Source organism: Collimonas antrihumi (assembly GCF_018304965.1).
Classification (GTDB): domain Bacteria; phylum Pseudomonadota; class Gammaproteobacteria; order Burkholderiales; family Burkholderiaceae_D; genus Collimonas; species Collimonas antrihumi.
The window spans coordinates 141,410-159,571 of the sequence record NZ_JAGQED010000003.1; the positions used below are offsets into that span (position 1 = coordinate 141,410).

16 protein-coding genes and 1 tRNA gene are annotated in these 18,162 nt (G+C 57.5%); 12 read left to right on the plus strand and 5 right to left on the minus strand.

The genetic code is table 11. From position 1 onward, the window contains the following. Positions 1 to 24 precede the first annotated feature (24 nt). Positions 25 to 582: an NUDIX domain-containing protein gene (locus tag KHU29_RS04655; protein WP_211451517.1), complete on the plus strand. Its 558-nt coding sequence runs from the start codon at positions 25 to 27 to the stop codon at positions 580 to 582. Between the two features lie 114 nt (positions 583 to 696). Here KHU29_RS04655 and KHU29_RS04660 read toward each other — a convergent pair whose 3' ends face one another. Next, positions 697 to 2,388, minus strand: coding sequence for an electron transfer flavoprotein-ubiquinone oxidoreductase (locus KHU29_RS04660; protein WP_211451518.1), 1,692 nt, complete (start codon positions 2,386 to 2,388; stop codon positions 697 to 699). A gap of 145 nt (positions 2,389 to 2,533) precedes the next feature. Here KHU29_RS04660 and KHU29_RS04665 point away from each other — a divergent pair, with 145 nt between their 5' ends. Continuing rightward, positions 2,534 to 2,953, plus strand: a complete 420-nt coding sequence (locus KHU29_RS04665; protein ID WP_211451519.1) for an acyl-CoA thioesterase — start codon at positions 2,534 to 2,536, stop codon at positions 2,951 to 2,953. Between the two features lie 10 nt (positions 2,954 to 2,963). On the opposite strand, the gene KHU29_RS04670 is transcribed toward KHU29_RS04665, so the two are convergent. Further along, positions 2,964 to 3,539, minus strand: a complete 576-nt coding sequence (locus KHU29_RS04670; protein ID WP_211451520.1) for a LuxR C-terminal-related transcriptional regulator — start codon at positions 3,537 to 3,539, stop codon at positions 2,964 to 2,966. 174 nt (positions 3,540 to 3,713) lie between these two features. Here KHU29_RS04670 and KHU29_RS04675 point away from each other — a divergent pair, with 174 nt between their 5' ends. The 6 genes from KHU29_RS04675 to KHU29_RS04700 all read left to right on the plus strand — a co-directional run bounded on the left by KHU29_RS04675 (position 3,714) and on the right by KHU29_RS04700 (position 9,085). Then, entirely contained in the window at positions 3,714 to 4,412 is a 699-nt protein-coding gene (locus KHU29_RS04675) for a CoA transferase subunit A (protein ID WP_211451521.1), read from the plus strand. Positions 4,413 to 4,448: 36 nt separating this feature from the next. Continuing rightward, a complete protein-coding gene (locus tag KHU29_RS04680; RefSeq protein ID WP_092357633.1) occupies positions 4,449 to 5,102 on the plus strand; it encodes a 3-oxoacid CoA-transferase subunit B in 654 nt (217 codons plus the stop codon). Positions 5,103 to 5,351: 249 nt separating this feature from the next. After that, entirely contained in the window at positions 5,352 to 6,218 is an 867-nt protein-coding gene (locus KHU29_RS04685; RefSeq protein WP_211451522.1) for an alpha/beta fold hydrolase, read from the plus strand. A gap of 72 nt (positions 6,219 to 6,290) precedes the next feature. Beyond that, on the plus strand, positions 6,291 to 6,641 hold the full coding sequence (locus KHU29_RS04690; RefSeq protein ID WP_211451523.1) for a RidA family protein: 351 nt from the start codon (positions 6,291 to 6,293) through the stop codon (positions 6,639 to 6,641). Positions 6,642 to 6,651: 10 nt separating this feature from the next. Then, entirely contained in the window at positions 6,652 to 8,916 is a 2,265-nt protein-coding gene (locus tag KHU29_RS04695) for a RelA/SpoT family protein (protein WP_211451524.1), read from the plus strand. Between the two features lie 94 nt (positions 8,917 to 9,010). Continuing rightward, positions 9,011 to 9,085 (plus strand) — tRNA-Val (locus KHU29_RS04700). Between the two features lie 199 nt (positions 9,086 to 9,284). Here KHU29_RS04700 and KHU29_RS04705 read toward each other — a convergent pair. The 3 genes from KHU29_RS04705 to prpR all read right to left on the minus strand — a co-directional run bounded on the left by KHU29_RS04705 (position 9,285) and on the right by prpR (position 11,561). Beyond that, entirely contained in the window at positions 9,285 to 9,611 is a 327-nt protein-coding gene (locus tag KHU29_RS04705; RefSeq protein ID WP_211451525.1) for a helix-turn-helix domain-containing protein, read from the minus strand. Beyond that, positions 9,595 to 9,849 (minus strand): type II toxin-antitoxin system RelE family toxin, encoded by a 255-nt coding sequence (locus tag KHU29_RS04710; protein WP_211451626.1) that lies wholly within the window; start codon positions 9,847 to 9,849, stop codon positions 9,595 to 9,597. The genes KHU29_RS04705 and KHU29_RS04710 overlap by 17 nt, the downstream gene beginning before the upstream one ends. Positions 9,850 to 9,914: 65 nt before the next feature. Next, positions 9,915 to 11,561 carry a propionate catabolism operon regulatory protein PrpR gene (gene prpR / locus KHU29_RS04715; protein ID WP_211451526.1) on the minus strand — a complete coding sequence of 549 codons (1,647 nt, stop codon included), beginning with the start codon at positions 11,559 to 11,561 and terminating at the stop codon, positions 9,915 to 9,917. 262 nt (positions 11,562 to 11,823) lie between these two features. On the opposite strand from prpR, the gene prpB reads away from it, so the two are divergent. The 4 genes from prpB (at position 11,824) to prpF (ending at position 17,937) form a co-directional block, all read left to right on the plus strand. Continuing rightward, positions 11,824 to 12,711 (plus strand): methylisocitrate lyase, encoded by an 888-nt coding sequence (gene prpB / locus KHU29_RS04720; RefSeq protein ID WP_211451527.1) that lies wholly within the window; start codon positions 11,824 to 11,826, stop codon positions 12,709 to 12,711. 59 nt (positions 12,712 to 12,770) lie between these two features. Next, positions 12,771 to 13,934, plus strand: coding sequence for a bifunctional 2-methylcitrate synthase/citrate synthase (prpC, locus tag KHU29_RS04725; RefSeq protein WP_211451528.1), 1,164 nt, complete (start codon positions 12,771 to 12,773; stop codon positions 13,932 to 13,934). A gap of 190 nt (positions 13,935 to 14,124) precedes the next feature. Next, on the plus strand, positions 14,125 to 16,719 hold the full coding sequence (gene acnD / locus KHU29_RS04730) for a Fe/S-dependent 2-methylisocitrate dehydratase AcnD (RefSeq protein ID WP_211451529.1): 2,595 nt from the start codon (positions 14,125 to 14,127) through the stop codon (positions 16,717 to 16,719). A 27-nt stretch (positions 16,720 to 16,746) separates the two neighbouring features. Further along, on the plus strand, positions 16,747 to 17,937 hold the full coding sequence (prpF, locus tag KHU29_RS04735; RefSeq protein WP_211451627.1) for a 2-methylaconitate cis-trans isomerase PrpF: 1,191 nt from the start codon (positions 16,747 to 16,749) through the stop codon (positions 17,935 to 17,937). Positions 17,938 to 18,162 lie beyond the last annotated feature (225 nt).

Genomic DNA, 18,162 nt, shown 5'->3' on the forward strand with positions numbered 1-18,162 from the left:
AACCCTTTCCTCCGGAGTACCCGCATGGATCGTCACCTGAAAGAAACCCGGATCGACAGCGCGGAAGCCTATGACGGTCACTTCCTCAAAGTGCAGCGCGATACGGTGCAACTGCCTGACGGCAAACTGACCACGCGCGAATACATCAAGCATCCCGGTGCAGTGGTCATCCTGCCGTTGTTTGAAGACGGCACGGTCTTGCTCGAGCGGCAGTACCGCTACCCGCTGGAACGCGTATTCATTGAATACCCGGCCGGGAAAATCGACCCGGGCGAAGACCACCTGAGTTGCGCCAAGCGCGAGCTGCTGGAAGAGACCGGTTATACCGCCACCGAATGGCAACATGTCTGCACGATTCACAATGCGATCGCCTATGCCGACGAGCATCTGGAGTTGTTCCTGGCGCGCGGCCTGGTCGGGGGCGAGCGCAAACTCGATGACGGCGAATTCCTGGATGTGTTCAAGGCGCCGCTAGAGGACATGCTGAGCTGGGTGAGGGAAGGCAAGGTTACCGACGTCAAAACGGTAATCGGTACCTTCTGGCTTGAAAAAATCGTGGCAGGCAACTGGAAGCTGCCTTGATACGTTGAAATCGTAGGGTGGGCAAGTTTTTGCCCACGCGGACCTTAAAGCCACCACCGCTGTTGTCGCAGTAACGCGCGGGCACAAAACCTTGCCCACCCTACGTTGTAATTTCTACATATTCGGATAATTCGGTCCGCCGCCACCTTCCGGCGTCACCCACACAATATTCTGCGTCGGATCCTTGATATCGCAAGTCTTGCAATGCACGCAATTCTGCGCGTTGATTTGCAGGCGTTCGGTATTGTCTTCGTTGGTCACGAATTCATACACGCCGGCAGGGCAGTAACGCGCTTCCGGGCCGGCGTAATCGCGCAGATTGACATTCACCGGTACGTTCGGATCTTTCAACGTCAGATGAATCGGCTGGTCTTCAGCGTGGTTGGTGTTGGAAATGAACACCGACGACAGGCGGTCGAAGGTCAGCTTGCCGTCCGGTTTCGGATACTTGATCGGCGCATAGTTAGCCGCCGGTTTCAGGCATTCATGGTCGGCATGGCTGTGACGCAAGGTCCATGGCGCTTTGCCGCCAAATACAACCTGATCGATACCGACCATCAAGGTGCCGAGATACAGGCCTTTGCTCATCCACGGTTTGAAGTTGCGCGCTTTGTGCAACTCCTGATGCAACCAGGATTTTTCGAACGCTTCGCTGTAAGCGGTCAGTTCATCAAACTGGCGATTGTTGCCCAAGGCCTCAAATGCCGCGTTGGCGGCTAGCATGCCGGTCTTGATGGCGGCGTGGCTACCCTTGATGCGGCTGGCGTTGAGGAAGCCGGCATCGCAGCCAATTAATGCACCACCAGGGAAGGTCAGCTTAGGCAGCGATTGCAGGCCGCCAGCGGTGATCGCGCGGGCGCCGTAGGAAATGCGCTTGCCGCCTTCGAAAAACTTGCTGATTTCCGGATGCGTCTTGTAACGCTGGAATTCTTCGTACGGCGACAGGTAGGGATTTTCGTAAGCCAGGCCGACCACGTAGCCAACCGCAACCTGGTTGTTTTCCAGGTGATACAGGAAAGACCCGCCATAGGTTTGCGTATCCAGCGGCCAGCCTGCGGTATGCACCACCAGGCCCGGCTGATGCAGCTTAGGATCGATTTCCCATAATTCCTTGATGCCGATAGCGTAAGTTTGCGGGTCTTTACCTTTGTTCAAGTCAAACTTCGCCATCAACTGCTTGCCCAGATGGCCACGCGCACCTTCGGCAAACAGGGTGTATTTGGCGTGCAGTTCCATGCCCAGCTGGAAAGCATCGGTCGGCTGGCCATGGCGGTCCACGCCCATATTGCCGGTGGCGACACCTTTGACCGAACCGTCGTCGTTATACAACACTTCAGCCGCCGGGAAGCCGGGGAAAATCTCAACGCCGAGCAGTTCCGCTTGCTGGCCCAGCCAACGCACCACGTTTGCCAGCGAGATGACATAGTTGCCATGATTCTGGAAGCAAGTCGGCAGCAGCCAGTTAGGCGTCTTGTAGGCTTTTTTCTCGGTCAGGAACAGAAACCGGTCTTCGCTGACTTCGGTCGTTAGCGGTGCGCCCAGTTCTTTCCAGTTTGGCAGCAACTCAGTCAGCGCCTGCGGATCCATCACTGCGCCGGAGAGGATATGGGCGCCGATTTCGCTGCCTTTTTCCAAGACGCACACTGAAACTTCGCGGCCTTGTCCGGTGGCTTGCTGTTTCAAGCGGATCGCCGCAGCCAGGCCGGCTGGCCCGCCGCCGACCACCACTACGTCATATTCCATGGCTTCGCGCGGGCCGTATTGCTCGACGAGGCTCTGTTGGTTCTGCCCTTGGGTTGGAGTCATTGTCTCTTTACCTATAATTAATTTTTCGAACGGATGTGCTAATTGTGTAGGATTTTGCGGCAGAATGCTAGGTTTCGTCGGCAGTATAGTGGTGTTCCTCGCTTGTTGCAGCCCCCCAAACGGAGTAGTTAGGAAAGTTAGAGCAATGGAAAACAAAAAACACGTTCACACAACGCGGATCGCCATGCGCTGGGGTGATATGGATGCGCTCGGCCATGTCAACAACACCGTCTATTTCCGTTATATGGAACAGGCACGTATCGAATGGCTGCAGCAACTAGGCAGCGACTTTGACGCTCGCCACGGACCGGTCCTGGTCAATGCGCAATGCAGTTTCTTGCGACAATTGAAATATCCCTGCGATGTGGAGGTCAAATCCTATATTGGCGCGATTGGCCGCTCGAGTTTCGAAGCCAGCTATGAAATCCGCCGTGCCGACTTGCCGGAAGTGGTGTTTGCGGAAGGAACGGCAAAGATAGTCTGGGTTGATTTCGATCTGGAAAAATCCATGCCTTTGCCCGACGACCTGCGTCAGTTGCTGACTAATCCGGTGCTTGCGGCTTAAGAATCAGGCTCTAAACGCCTTCGTTTTGGGAAATGCCCAGCAGGCGATGCACCAGTTCGCTGGAAGTCGATGCCGTGAATTTTTTCATCAGATTGGCCCTGTGCATTTCCACCGTGCGCGGGCTCAGTCCGATCTGCTTGCCGATCAGCTTGCTGGTCTTACCTTCCACCAGTAACGCCGCAATCTCCCGCTCACGCGGCGAGAGTGTGGCCGAAGCCCGGCGCTTTTCACTCAAATCTTCAAAAGTCCAGATGCCTGCAGCATGGGTGTCTTCCGGCACCAGCGCATGGCCGGTGACATGGCACCAGAACAACTCGCCGTTGGCGCGCCGCATGATTCTTTCGTCGGAATAGATACCCTTGGCATTCATGATCGGCACGATACGGGCGCCGGTGCGCTCAAATTCGTCCTGCGTCGGATACAGAACCTGAAACGACTGGCCGTTCAACTCGCCAGGCTGGTAACCGAACATTTTCGCCAGTGCCAGGTTGCACACCTGCATGATGCGGCGTTCGGAGACGCACATGCCTATCGGCGCGTGGGCAAAAATGGAAGCATAATCGACAGCAATATTAGGCAAGGGCACTTGATGAATCAGTCAGATGTTGGTTACACAGTTGCCACATACCGGCAGACAATCCGCCAGTATGCTTGAAATTCGTATTTTTACGGTATTGTTGGAAGCATCACTTCGTCATATCCTAACAGACTGAACCTAAAGCAATAATAGTGCGAGTTTACACAAACAGGAGACATCGGTATGAACAAAGTTTATCCTGACGCGGCAAGCGCGTTGGCCGGCATAGTCAAGGATGGCCAGACCATCGCCGTAGGCGGTTTCGGCCTGTGCGGCATTCCTGAGGCGCTGATCTTGGCGTTGCGCGATTCCGGCGTGCAAAATCTGACTGCTATCTCGAATAATGCTGGTGTCGACGGCTTTGGCCTCGGGCAACTGCTGGCTACCCGCCAGATCAAGAAAATGATCGCCTCTTATGTCGGCGAGAACAAAGAATTCGAACGGCAATACCTGGCAGGCGAGCTGGAGCTTGAATTTACGCCGCAAGGTACGCTGGCGGAAAAGTTGCGCGCCGGTGGCGCTGGCATTCCGGCATTTTTTACAAAAACAGGCGTCGGCACCCTGGTCGCCGAGGGCAAGGAAGTCCGTGAGTTCGACGGCGCCAAATATGTGATGGAGCGTTCGCTGGTGGCCGACATCTCTTTGGTCAAAGCCTACAAGGCAGATCGCAGCGGCAACCTGGTATTCAACAAGACTGCCCGCAACTTCAATCCGAATGTAGCGATGGCCGGAAAAATCACCGTAGTCGAAGTCGAACATCTGGTGGAGGTCGGCGAGATCGATCCGGACCAGGTCCACACGCCGGGCATATTTGTCCATCGCATCGTGATCAATGCGACGCCGGAAAAGCGGATCGAGCAGCGTACCGTTCGTCCAACATAACGCACGGCATAACACAAGAAAATACGGAGACACACCATGGCATGGACACGTGATGAAATGGCCGCGCGGGCGGCAAAGGAATTGCAGGACGGGTTTTACGTCAACCTGGGAATCGGCTTGCCGACGCTGGTGGCGAACCATGTGCCGCAAGAGATTGAAGTCTGGCTGCAGTCGGAGAACGGCTTGCTGGGCATAGGACCGTTCCCGACCGACGATGCGGTCGACCCCGACCTGATCAACGCCGGCAAGCAGACTGTGACTTCGTTGCCGGGATCGTCGTATTTCAGCTCGGCGGATTCGTTCGCCATGATACGCGGCGGCAAAATCAACATCGCCATACTCGGCGCGATGCAGGTCTCCAAGAATGGCGATCTGGCGAACTGGATGATCCCCGGCAAGATGGTCAAAGGCATGGGTGGCGCGATGGATCTGGTGGCCGGCGTCGGCAGGGTGGTGGTGTTGATGGAACACGTTGCCAAGGCCAAGGACGGCTCCACCTCGCACAAGATTCTCGATGCCTGCAACTTGCCGCTGACCGGCGTCGGCGTCGTCAATCGCATCATCACCGATCTTGGCGTGCTGGATGTGACGCCGCAAGGCTTGAAGGTGGTTGAGCTGGCGCCTGGCGTCAGCCAGCAAGATATCGTCGCGCAAACCGGTGCGCCGTTGGATCTGAGCGCGCTACACTGAAATTTGGTGCAATCAGGCGGCGTGTGGCACTGAGTGTCACACGCCGCTTTTTTTTTTTACTTGCGGAAATCTGTTGAAGGGCGATCGTGTTTAATCGATAACGCAATTTTTAAGCGGTTCTGTGTGAGGTAACGTGCAAGGGTAGCGGCATATGCGATAAGATGTTGTTTATACGCAAAGCAAAACATAATGTTTGCCCCCAGTTTTGCTTACTGCCATCCATCAAGTCTTTACCGAAACGGGATCGCAATGACAATAGCCGCGCACAAGACTGTCCAATGTATTTCGCCCGCCGGTTTGCACAAGATGGCTTACCAGGAATGGGGCGATCCGCACAATCCCAATGTATTGCTATGTCTGCATGGCGTGACGCGCGTCTCGGACGATTTCGATCAGCTGGCGCGCGCGTTATGCGATACCTATCGCGTAATTTGCCCCGATGTGGTCGGCCGCGGGCGCTCCGACTGGTTGCGCGATCCGCAATATTATGTGCTGCCGCAGTATTTGAACGACGTGGTCACCTTGCTGGCGCGGCTAAATGCCGAAACCGTCGACCTGGTCGGCACTTCGATGGGCGGCCTGATCGGTATCGGGCTGGCTTCGTTGCCGGAAAATCCCCTACGCAAGCTGGTATTGAACGATGTCGGTCCCAACCTGAATCCGGAGGCGATGGGGCGCATCGGCGTCTATATCGGCGCCGACATGCGTTTTGCTACATTTGACGAGGCTGTGGCCTATATCCGCTCCATCTCGGCATCGTTCGGCCCGCACGCAGACATCGAGTGGCATAAGCTGGCTAGCGATGTTTTACGCCAGAATGAGGAAGGCCAATGGATTCGTCATTACGACTTGAAACTGGCCCAGCCTTTCATTTCGACCAGCGAAGAAACCATCAAGTTGTCGGAAATGCTGTTGTGGAAAGCGTACCAGGCGATTACCTGCCCGACCTTGCTGGTGCGTGGCGCCGAATCCGATTTGCTGTCAGCGGAGACGGCTCGGCGCATGACGGAAATCGGACCCAAAGCGAAGCTGGTCGAGCTGCCCGGTGTCGGCCATGCGCCAACCTTCCTGCATACCGACCAGATAGAAGTTGTCACCGATTTTCTGATCGGCTGATTTGTTGTTGCTGAGTTATCGCTTGGTTACTTGATTATTGTTTAGGTTGTTATTAAATTCAGGAGACGAATTATGGCTATCCAACGCCTGCATGTCGGCAAGAGACTTTCCGAAGTCGCCATCCACAACGGTACCGTTTACCTGGCCGGCCAACTGGCAGAAGACACTACCCAGAACATCGAAGGCCAGACGCGTGAATCGCTGGCCCATATCGATCGTCTGCTGGCGGAAGCCGGCAGCGACAAGCATCACATCCTGTCGTGCCAGATCTACCTGGCCGACGTCAAGGATTTCGATGGCATGAATGCGGTTTGGGATACGTGGGTATCGGCCAACAATGCGCCACCGCGAGCGACGGTGGAAGCCAAGCTGGCCCGTCCGGAAATCCTGATAGAAATTATCGTGGTCGCAGCACAAAAATAAAGATGTAAGCATGGTTTCGCTCACTGCAACACAACGCGCTACGCAAATCCAGCAGTGCACCGCCGGCTTGAGTGCCGAGGATAGCGCGCGCGTGCTTGACACCTTGGCTTTCGTCGAGCCGCTGTACGCCGATAATTTCATCGCTACCGGCCAGAGCGCGCTCGATTTCTCGCAAGGCGTAACCAGCATACTGGCCATGCTCGATACCGATGTCGAAACCCGGATCGCTGCCTTGCTGTTCGAACTGCCATTGTTCGACGCCAGCCACGCCGACCTTATCGAGCAGCGGTTTGGCAAGGAGATCTCGGATCTGGTCGGCGGCATCCGGCAATTGATGCGGCTGCACGGCTTTACCTCCGGCTTACCGCAAGAAGTCATGCGCGGCAAGAATGCTGCGCAGCAGGCCGCCAGCCAGGTGGAAACCTTGCGCAAGATGCTGCTGGCGATGGCGACCGACATGCGCGTGGTGCTGGTACGGCTGGCTTCGCGCGTGACCGCGCTGCGTTATTTTTCCGAGCACAAGATGGAAAATGCGCGCACCAGCCAGTACGCGCGCGAGACGTTGGATTTGTATGCACCGCTGGCCAACCGGCTCGGAATCTGGCAGCTCAAATGGGAGCTGGAAGACCTGTCGTTCCGTTTCATCGATCCGGTGACTTACAAGCGCATCGCCAAGATGCTGGAAGAGCGGCGCATCGAGCGCGAAGGTTTTGTCGATGCCGCGATCACGCGTTTGCGCAGCGAGCTGGCAGCGGCCGACATCAAGGCTGAAGTGTCGGGCCGGCCCAAGCACATCTTCAGTATCTGGAACAAGATGCAGGGCAAGGAACTCGATTTTTCCGAGTTGTACGACGTGCGTGCGTTCCGTGTGATTGTCGATGACGTCAAGACTTGTTATACCGTGCTGGGCATCGTCCACAACATATGGGTGCCGATCCCGAAAGAATTCGACGACTACATTTCACGCCCCAAGCAAAACGGCTACCAGTCCCTGCATACGGTGGTATTGGCAGACGATGAGCGGGCGCTGGAAGTGCAGATCCGCACCAAGGAAATGCACCATTTCGCCGAATACGGGGTGGCCGCCCACTGGCGCTACAAGGAATCCGGCGGCTCCAATTTCTCGGCGCAGAAATACGACGAAAAAATCGCCTGGCTGCGCCAATTGCTGGCCTGGAAAAGCGATGTGGTGGATGCGGTTGTCGAACAAGAAGACAGCCGCCGCGAATGGCTGGAAAAGCTCAAGCAGGCCACGCTCAACGACCACATCTACGTGTTGACGCCGCAAGCCCGCGTAATCGAACTGCCCAGCGGCGCCACGCCCATCGATTTTGCCTACTACCTGCATACCGATGTCGGCCATCGCTGCCGCGGCGCGCGCGTCGATGGCAGCATGGTGCCGTTGAATACGCCGCTGAAGAACGGCCAGACAGTAGAAATCATCACCGCCAAAAACGCCCCCGGCGGCGCCGGTCCCTCACGTGACTGGCTGACGCCAGGTTATGCCGCAAGCGCCCGCACCCGTTCCAAAGTGCGCGCCTGGTTCAATGCGATCGAGCAGCAAGAGACCCTGGCCACTGGCCGCAGCATGCTGGACAAGACCTTGCAGCGTGAAGGCAAGACGGCAGTCAATCTGGAAGAACTGGCGCGCAAGCTGGATTTTCCCAAGCTGGAAGATCTGCTGCTGGCATTGGGCAAGGATGAATTCAGCCTGCGCCATGTGGAACAAGCCCTGCACGATGACGGCGTCAAACCGGTCGAGCACAGCAGCGAACTGGAAGAAGCGGCAATTACCCGCAAGAGCCGCGCCTCAAGCGTGACGCATGGCGGCAAATCAGGGGTGCTGGTGGTTGGCACCGACGGCTTGATGACGCAACTGGCCAAGTGTTGCAAGCCGGCGCCGCCGGATCCGGTGGTCGGTTTCATCACGCGCGGCAAAGGCGTGTCGATCCATCGCGAAAACTGCAAGAATTTCGCCGAGATGCGCATCAAGGCACCCGAACGCGTGATCCAGACTACCTGGGGCGCACCGGAAGCGGAAACCGTCTACCCGGTGGATATCTTCGTGCTGGCCAGCGATCGCCAAGGCTTGCTGCGGGATATCTCGGAAGTGTTCTTGCGTGAAAAGATCAACGTCATCGGCGTCAGCACCCAAAGTGCCAAGGCCCATGCGCGGATGGCATTCACCGCGGAAATCGCTTCCACCGCCCAGCTGCAAAAAGCCCTGACCGTGATCCGCGAAGTAAAAGGGGTGCTGGAAGCCAAGCGCCAATAAGGCTGGCGGAGCAGGGGCTGGACGAGGGGATGCCAAATCGTCTCAGCGCCTGCTTTATTTACCGGAAATTTTATGCCATAATAGCGACCTCTCCGGGAGGTTAGCTCAGGGGTAGAGCGATCGCCTCACACGCGATAGGTCACAAGTTCGAAACTTGTACTTCCCACCATTTCCAAGTCTTTGTCCATGCGGGTTTCAGTCGAAAACGGGGAATTCGTTTTTGAGTTTGCGATCAATTTGATGTAAGCGGCTTCAAGGCTTCGCTTCAAGGATTCGCTTCAAGGCTTCATCTACGGCCCACATCCAGTCCTGCCCCGATCCATTCCCATAGTTCGCATTGCCATCGACGTATCGCTGTCGAGCTTCTATCAGAAATCAAGCTGTGCGGGTGTAATGCCGAGCGCGGCAGCTATCTTGTTAATCGAAGCCGGACGCAGGTTTTCGCTGGCTTCTTGTTTTGCATAGGAAGGTTGTGAGATACCCAGCCGGCCAGCAATTTCAGCCTGTGTCAGCTTCAGATATTCGCGCCAGGCGCGAGCGGGGCTTGCGCCGTCGACAGTAGCGCTAACGACTTCGTGAGGGATTAAGTCACGGTCTTGTTCGTAAGCGCGGAGATATTCCTCGTAGGGCATCACAACAAAGACCGGCTTACCATCCGGCCCGTTGATTATTTGGATATTAGTAGGTGCGTTCATCGCGTTTCCTCACTTCTTGAATTTCAACAATCTTGATTTCGCCTGACCAGTCAAACAGCACTCTGTAGTTGCCGACTCTAAGCCTATATCCGTATTCGTGCCTGGTCAGGGCTTTGACATTCTGACAGCCGGGCATGGCTGCCAACGTACTGACTGCATCACGAATCGGACCTCTAATCGGCTCGTCCTTCTTGCGGAGTTGCTTGGCTGCTTTGGGTGTCCATTTGATCGCGTTCAGGCTTATGACTATAGCTTATATATAGCTTTATTCGAAATAAGGCTATGGTCATATATTGCTGCTGATCATTGATTCCTGATCTTACGCCATAGCGTGGTACGACTAATGCCGAGATACCTGGCGGCTGCTTCGCGGTTGCCATCGAAACGGGCCAGCACGTGCGTGATGCTCTCGGCGGTCTGTGGCGCGGCGCTTGAGGACGCCGGCGCGACGCTAGGCGCAGGCCCCGATGTTCGGGCGAATTCCGGCGCGACACTGAGGATGAAGGCGGGAGATAGTGCCTGCAATGGCTCGGCCGCCAGGAACAGCGCCAGTCTTTCCATCAAGTTACGTACTTCACGCGCATTACCGGGCCAAGCATAGGCGCCGAGCAGTGGCGCGCAAGCAATAATTTCAGCATGCAGATTCGGATGCGGGCGGGCGCCAAGCGCGGCCAGCGCTTTTTTCAGGCACCATTCGGCCAGCGCGATCAGGTCTTCCGGGCGTTCACGCAACGGCGCCAGCGTCAGGCGCAGCACGGCCAGGCGATAAAACAGGTCGGCGCGGAAACGGCCTTCGCGTACGCGTTGCTCCAGGTCGCAATGGGTGGCGCTGATGATGCGGACATCGACCGCAATCGGCCGGGTGCCGCCGACTCGCACCACTTCGCGCTCTTCCAGCACCCGCAGCAAGCGCGTCTGCAGCGCCAGCGGCATTTCACCGATTTCATCCAGGAATAGCGTGCCGCGATGGGCCGCTTCGAACAGGCCGGCGTGGCCGCCGCGACGCGAGCCGGTGAATGCGCCTTCTTCATAGCCGAACAATTCCGACTCCAGCAGCGATTCCGCAATTGCACCGCAGTTGACCGCGACAAATGGCTTGTTGCCGATGAGCGCGCGCGGGTTCTCACGGTGAATCGCTTGCGCTACCAGTTCCTTGCCGGTGCCGGTTTCGCCCTGGATCAGCACCGTGGCCTGCGATTTGGCATACAGTACGATTGACTGGCGCAGGTTTTCCATCATCGGCGAATCGCCACGCAAATCGTTGAGGCCATGCTTGGCGCGCAGCGTGTCGGCCAGCGGCGCACTACGGCTGTGGCTACGGTTCGATTCCAGTTGCGTCACGAGTGCGGTTTCCAGCGCGTCGTCGAAGGCCTGGCGGATCGATGCGGCGGAATAGACGAATACCGCGGCCAGCCCGGCTTCTTCAGCCAGGTCGGTGATCAGGCCGGCGCCGACAATCGCCTTGACTCCGCTGGCCTTGAGTTCATTGATTTGTGCCCGCGCATCTTCTTCGGTTGCGTAATCGCGTTGCTGTATGTTGAAACCGAATGCGTTCTGGAATTCCTTGAGTACCGGCATCGTCGACTGGTAGGTGATGATGCCGATGTCGGGCGTGATCTGGCGCGCACGCGACAATGCCTGCAGCACGTCGAAGCCGCTGGCCTTGGCAATCACGACAGGTACCGATAGCCGGCTTTTCAGGTAGGCGCCGTTGGAACCGGCGGCGATCACCGCATCGCAGCGCTCGGTTTCCATCCGTTCGCGGATATGGCGCGCGGCCTCGTCGAATCCCAGATGAATGGGCTCGATAATGGCGCGGTCGTCGTATTCCAGCGTAATGTCGCGAAACAGGTCGGACAGGCGTGAGACCGAGACGGTCCAGATCACCGGTTTTTGGCCGGGGTTACCGGCATGGCTGGCATCACGTGGGGCTGGAGGTGAGGGAGGCATGTTTCAGATATGTTTAATGCTGACGTTTCAGTGTTCATGAATGTAACATGATTTGAAACAATTCCGTTGCATGTGCTCGAATTCGATTAATTTGATTATTTGCAATTTTATTGCGTAAATATTTGATTTTATTGGATTAATGCTACTTTTCGCCTGCCTCGTTAGTTATCGTATCGTGCTTGGCACGGCGATTGCTGTATAGATGAAAAGACCCGTTGCAGGCAACTGCATGAAACAAATTAGCAATCCATCAGGAGAAGACATGAGTCAATATTCCGCAGGCGCGGCCTTCCGCAAGGCGATGCAAGAAGAATCCCCATTGCAAGTGATCGGCGCAATCAATGCAAATCACGCATTGCTAGCCAAGCGCGCCGGTTTCAAGGCGATTTACCTGTCCGGCGGCGGTGTCGCGGCCGGTTCGCTCGGCTTGCCCGATCTCGGCATCTCCAATCTGGACGACGTGCTGACCGACGTGCGCCGCATCACCGACGTCTGCGACCTGCCCTTGCTGGTCGATGTGGATACCGGTTTCGGCGCCAGCGCCTTCAATGTTGCGCGTACCGTCAAATCGATGATCAAGTTCGGCGCGGCAGCGATCCACATCGAGGACCAGGTCGGCGCCAAGCGTTGCGGCCATCGTCCGAACAAGGAAATCGTCAGCAAGCAGGAAATGGTCGACCGTATCAAGGCAGCAGTCGATGCCCGTACCGATGAGAATTTCGTGATCATGGCGCGTACCGATGCGCTTGCGGTGGAAGGGCTGGAATCGGCGCTGGATCGCGCCGTGGCCTGCGTCGAAGCCGGCGCCGACATGATCTTCCCGGAAGCGATTACGGAGCTGGCGATGTACAAGCAGTTCGCGGCTGCCGTCAAGGTGCCGGTATTGGCCAACATCACCGAATTCGGTTCAACGCCGTTGTTTACAGTAGAAGAGTTGAAATCAGCCGATGTCGGCCTGGTGCTGTATCCGTTGTCGGCCTTCCGTGCAATGAACAAGGCGGCCGAAAACGTGTATAACGCAATCCGCCGCGACGGCACGCAAAAGAACGTGGTCGACACCATGCAGACACGCATGGAATTGTATGACCGGATCAACTATCACGATTTCGAACGGCATCTGGATGCCCTGTTTGCGGCCCAGAAAAAATAAGACATCTGCATTTAAGGCAATCCCTTTACACCTATTCCTTTCCGTCAGGAGACTAAAAAATGAGTGAAGCACAAGCAACCGCGCAGTCAACCTCTTTCAAGCCAAAAAAATCCGTCGCACTGTCCGGCGTAACCGCAGGTAACACTGCATTGTGTTCCGTCGGTAAAACCGGCAACGATCTGCATTACCGTGGTTATGACATCCTGGATATCGCCGACACCTGCGAGTTCGAAGAAATCGCCTATCTGCTGGTACACGGCAAGCTGCCTACTGCTGCCGAACTCAAAGGCTACAAGGCTAAATTGAAATCCTTGCGCGGCTTGCCGGCCAGCGTCAAGGCCGCGCTGGAAGCGCTGCCTGCCGCATCGCACCCGATGGACGTGATGCGCACCGGCGTCTCGGTGCTGGGTTGCACGCTGCCAGAAAGAGACGACCATAATGCACCGGGTGCGCGCGACATCGCCGACCGCCTGATGGCGTCATTCGGTTCCATGCTGCTGTACTGGTATCACTTCAGCACCAACGGCAAGCGCATCGAGGTTGAAACCGACGACGACTCCATCGGCGGCCATTTCCTGCACCTGCTGCATGGCGTGAAGCCGTCCGCTTCGTGGGAAAAAGCGATGCACGTTTCGCTGATCCTGTACGCGGAACACGAATTCAATGCCTCCACCTTTACCAGCCGCGTGATTGCCGGCACAGGCTCTGATTTCTACTCCGCCATCACCGGCGCAATCGGCGCCTTGCGCGGCCCGAAACACGGCGGCGCGAATGAAGCGGCGTTTGAAATCCAGAAGCGTTACGACAATCCGGATGAAGCGGAAGCCGACATCCGGAGCCGGGTGGAGAACAAGGAAGTGGTGATCGGTTTCGGCCATCCTGTGTATACCGTATCCGATCCGCGCAACAAGGTCATCAAGGAAGTGGCGCGCAAGTTGTCGGCGGAAGCGGGCTCGACTGCGATGTTCGACATCGCCGAGCGCCTGGAAACCGTGATGTGGGATGTCAAGAAGATGTTCCCGAACCTGGACTGGTTTTCGGCCGTCTCGTACCACATGATGGGCGTGCCGACTGCGATGTTTACACCGTTGTTCGTGATTTCCCGTACTTCCGGCTGGGCCGCGCACGTGATCGAGCAGCGTATCGATAACAAGATCATTCGTCCGTCGGCTAACTACGTCGGCCCGGATAATCTGGAGTTTGTGCCGATCGGCAAACGCTAGTCACTTGAGGTGACCTCTAAAAAACTCCGTCATCCCCGCGAACGCGGGGATCCAAGTTGCTGATTTAAAATAGATTCCCGCGCTCGCGGGAATGACGGGGTTGCCAATAACGTAACAAGGTTATTGGAGCTGCACTTAAGGACCTTAGGTAAAGCCTAAGCCTGACCATTACCCCTTTCTTGACTGAGCCATGAACACTGCAAATCGCAAACCTCTTCCTGGCACCAAGCTGGATTATTTCGACACGCGCGCCGCGGTCGATGCCATCCAGCCTGGCGCCTACGACAAGCTGCCATACACCTCGCGCGTGCTGGCCGAAAACCTCGTGCGCCGTTGCGACCCTGCGACCCTGACCGATTCCCTGAAACAGTTCATCGAGCGCAAGCGCGACCTCGACTTTCCGTGGTTCCCGGCCCGCGTGGTGTGCCATGACATCCTGGGCCAGACCGCACTGGTCGATCTCGCCGGCCTGCGTGACGCGATTGCCGCACAGGGCGGAGACCCGGCCCTGGTCAATCCGGTGGTGCCGACGCAGCTGGTGGTGGACCATTCGCTAGCCGTCGAGTGCGGCGGCTTCGATCCAGATGCATTCGGCAAGAACCGCGCCATCGAAGACCGTCGTAACGAAGACCGTTTCGACTTCATCAACTGGACCAAGAAGGCGTTCAAGAACGTCGACGTGATCCCGCCGGGCAACGGCATCCTGCACCAGATCAACCTCGAGCGCATGTCGCCGGTGGTGCAGGTGAAAGATGGTGTCGCCTTCCCGGATACCCTGGTCGGTACCGACAGCCACACGCCGATGGTGGATGCGCTGGGCGTAATCGCCATCGGCGTCGGCGGCCTGGAAGCTGAAAGCGTGATGCTGGGCCGCGCCTCCTGGATGCGCCTGCCGGATATCATCGGCGTCGAGCTGAGCGGCAAGCCGCAGCCGGGCATCACTGCGACTGACATCGTGCTGGCGCTGACCGAGTTCTTGCGCGCGCAGAAGGTCGTGTCCTCTTATCTCGAGTTCTACGGTGAAGGTGCTTCGCACCTGACGTTGGGCGACCGCGCGACCATTTCCAACATGGCGCCGGAGTTCGGCTCCACCGCCGCGATGTTTTACATCGACGAGCAAACCATCAAATACCTGAAGCTCACCGGCCGCGACGATGCGCTGGTCAAGCTGGTGGAAATCTACGCCAAGGAAACCGGACTCTGGGCCGACAGCCTGAAGCACGCCGAGTACGAACGCGTCATCAAGTTCGACCTGTCCTCCGTGGTGCGTAACATTGCCGGGCCATCCAACCCGCACAATCGCGTGCCGACTTCCGAACTGGCCGCGCGCGGCATCAGCGGCAAGGTGGAGAATGAACCAGGTCTTATGCCAGACGGCGCCGTGATCATCGCCGCCATCACCAGCTGCACTAATACCAACAACCCGCGCAACATGATCGCTGCCGGTTTGTTGGCGCGCAACGCGAATGCCCGTGGCCTCACTCGCAAACCGTGGGTAAAGAGCTCGCTGGCGCCGGGCTCCAAGACGGTTGCGCTGTATCTGGAAGCAGCCGGACTGATGCCGGAACTGGAAACACTGGGCTTCGGTGTGGTGGCCTTTGCCTGCACCACTTGCAACGGCATGAGCGGTGCGCTGGATCCGGTCATCCAGAAGGAAGTGGTGGAGCGCGATCTGTACGCCACCGCGGTCCTCTCGGGCAACCGAAATTTCGACGGCCGTATCCACCCTTACGCCAAACAGGCTTTCCTGGCCTCGCCGCCGCTGGTGGTGGCCTACGCCATCGCTGGCACCATCCGTTTCGATATCGAGAAAGATATCCTGGGTATCGACGCCGATGGCCATCCTGTGACGCTGAAAGATATCTGGCCGTCCGATGAAGAAATCGATGCCATCGTCGCCTCCAGCGTCAAGCCAGAGTTGTTCCGCAAGGTCTACGAGCCGATGTTTGCCGTGGTTGCCGATAACGGCGAGAAAGTCAGCCCGCTGTACGACTGGCGTCCGCAGACCACCTATATCCGTCGTCCACCATACTGGGAAGGCGCACTGGCTGGCGAGCGTACGATGAAGGGCATGCGTCCGCTGGCGGTGTTGGGCGACAACATCACCACCGATCACCTGTCGCCATCGAATGCCATCATGCTCGATAGCGCAGCGGGTGCGTACCTGGCCAAGATGGGGTTGCCTGAGGAAGACTTCAACTCCTACGCCACCCATCGCGGCGATCATCTCACTGCGCAACGCGCCACGTTCGCTAATCCCACCTTGAAGAATGAAATGGTGAAGGAAAACGGCAAGGTGAAGGCGGGTTCGCTGACGCGCATGGAGCCAGAGGGCACGGTCACCCGCATGTGGGAAGCGATCGAGATCTACATGGAGCGCAAGCAGCCGTTGATCGTGATCGCCGGCGCCGACTACGGCCAGGGCTCCTCACGTGACTGGGCCGCCAAAGGCGTGCGCCTGGCAGGCGTGGAAGCCATCGTAGCGGAAGGCTTTGAACGCATCCACCGCACCAATCTGGTCGGCATGGGCGTGCTGCCGCTGGAGTTCAAGCCTGGCGTCAACCGCATCACCTTGAACATCGACGGTACTGAAACCTTCGACGTGATCGGTGAACGCACTCCGCGCACGACGCTGACGCTGGTCATCAATCGCAAGAACGGCGAGCGTGTGGAAGTGCCTGTGACTTGCCGTCTTGACACTGCGGAAGAAGTTTCGATCTACGAAGCGGGCGGCGTGCTGCAGCGTTTCGCTCAAGACTTCCTCGAATCGTCAACGGCTGCCTGAAGAGGACAACACAAAATGGCCCACGCTTTGACCCACATGCACCAGATCAAGATTGCCGCCACCTACATGCGTGGCGGCACCAGCAAAGGCGTGTTCTTCCGCCTGCAAGACTTACCCGAAACAGCGCAGGTACCCGGCACTGCACGTGATGCATTGCTGTTGCGTGTCATCGGCAGCCCGGACCCTTACGGCAAGCAGATTGACGGCATGGGCGGGGCGACCTCGAGCACCAGCAAGACGGTGATCCTGTCCAAGAGCAGCAAGCCCGATCACGATGTCGATTACCTGTTTGGCCAGGTAGCCATCGATAAAGCATTTGTCGACTGGAGTGGCAATTGCGGCAATCTGTCCGCCGCGGTTGGTTCGTTCGCGATCGCCAGCGGCTTGGTCGATGCCGGACGCATTCCGCAAAACGGCATGGCGACTGTGCGTATCTGGCAGGCGAACATCGCCAAGACCATCATCGCCCATGTGCCGATCACCAACGGCGCCGTGCAGGAAACCGGTGATTTCGAGCTTGACGGCGTCACGTTCCCGGCGGCGGAGGTGCAACTTGAATTCATGGCGCCCGCAGCTGACGAGGAGGGCGAGGGCGGATCCATGTTCCCCACCGGGAATCTGGTTGACGACCTCGAGGTTCCGGGTGTCGGCAGGCTCAAGGTCACCATGATCAATGCCGGCATCCCGACCATCTTCGTGAACGCGGAAGCGGTCGGGTACACCGGCACCGAGCTGCAGGACGCCATCAACGGCGATGTCGAGGCATTGGCCAAATTTGAAACCATTCGCGCGCATGGCGCGCTGCGCATGGGTCTCATCAAGCAGCTCGATGAAGCAGCGAATCGCCAGCACACGCCAAAAGTGGCGTTTGTCGCCAAGCCAGCCAGCTACGTTTCTTCCAGCGGCAAGCAGGTCGACGCCGGCGATATCGATTTGCTGGTGCGTGCGCTGTCCATGGGTAAGCTGCATCACGCCATGATGGGTACGGCAGCGGTAGCCATCGGCACCGCGGCGGCGATTCCCGGCACGCTGGTGAACCTTGCCGCCGGCGGCGGCGCGAAAACAGCGGTGCGCTTCGGGCATCCTTCAGGCACCTTGCGGGTGGGTGCGGAAGCCAGCCAGGCAAACGGCGAATGGAGTGTGACCAAAGCCATCATGAGCCGCAGCGCCCGGGTGCTGATGGAGGGATGGGTGCGCGTGCCCGGGGGTGCGTTCTAATGGTCACAGCTGTTTATTTTCTTCAAAATCGTCAGTTCTGACGATCCGGTTGCGCTATCCAAATCATTGCGCTGGATTCGCAACCCGCTGCGCCGCTCGTCAAACGGCAAGTTCGGCGTCACCAGTCCCGTCCCGGATATTCCACTATGCGAAAAATTAGCTCCACATTGTGGGATGCGAGTGCCAAGCAAATCAGGAAAACGGAGTCATTTTTTTGAAAACTAA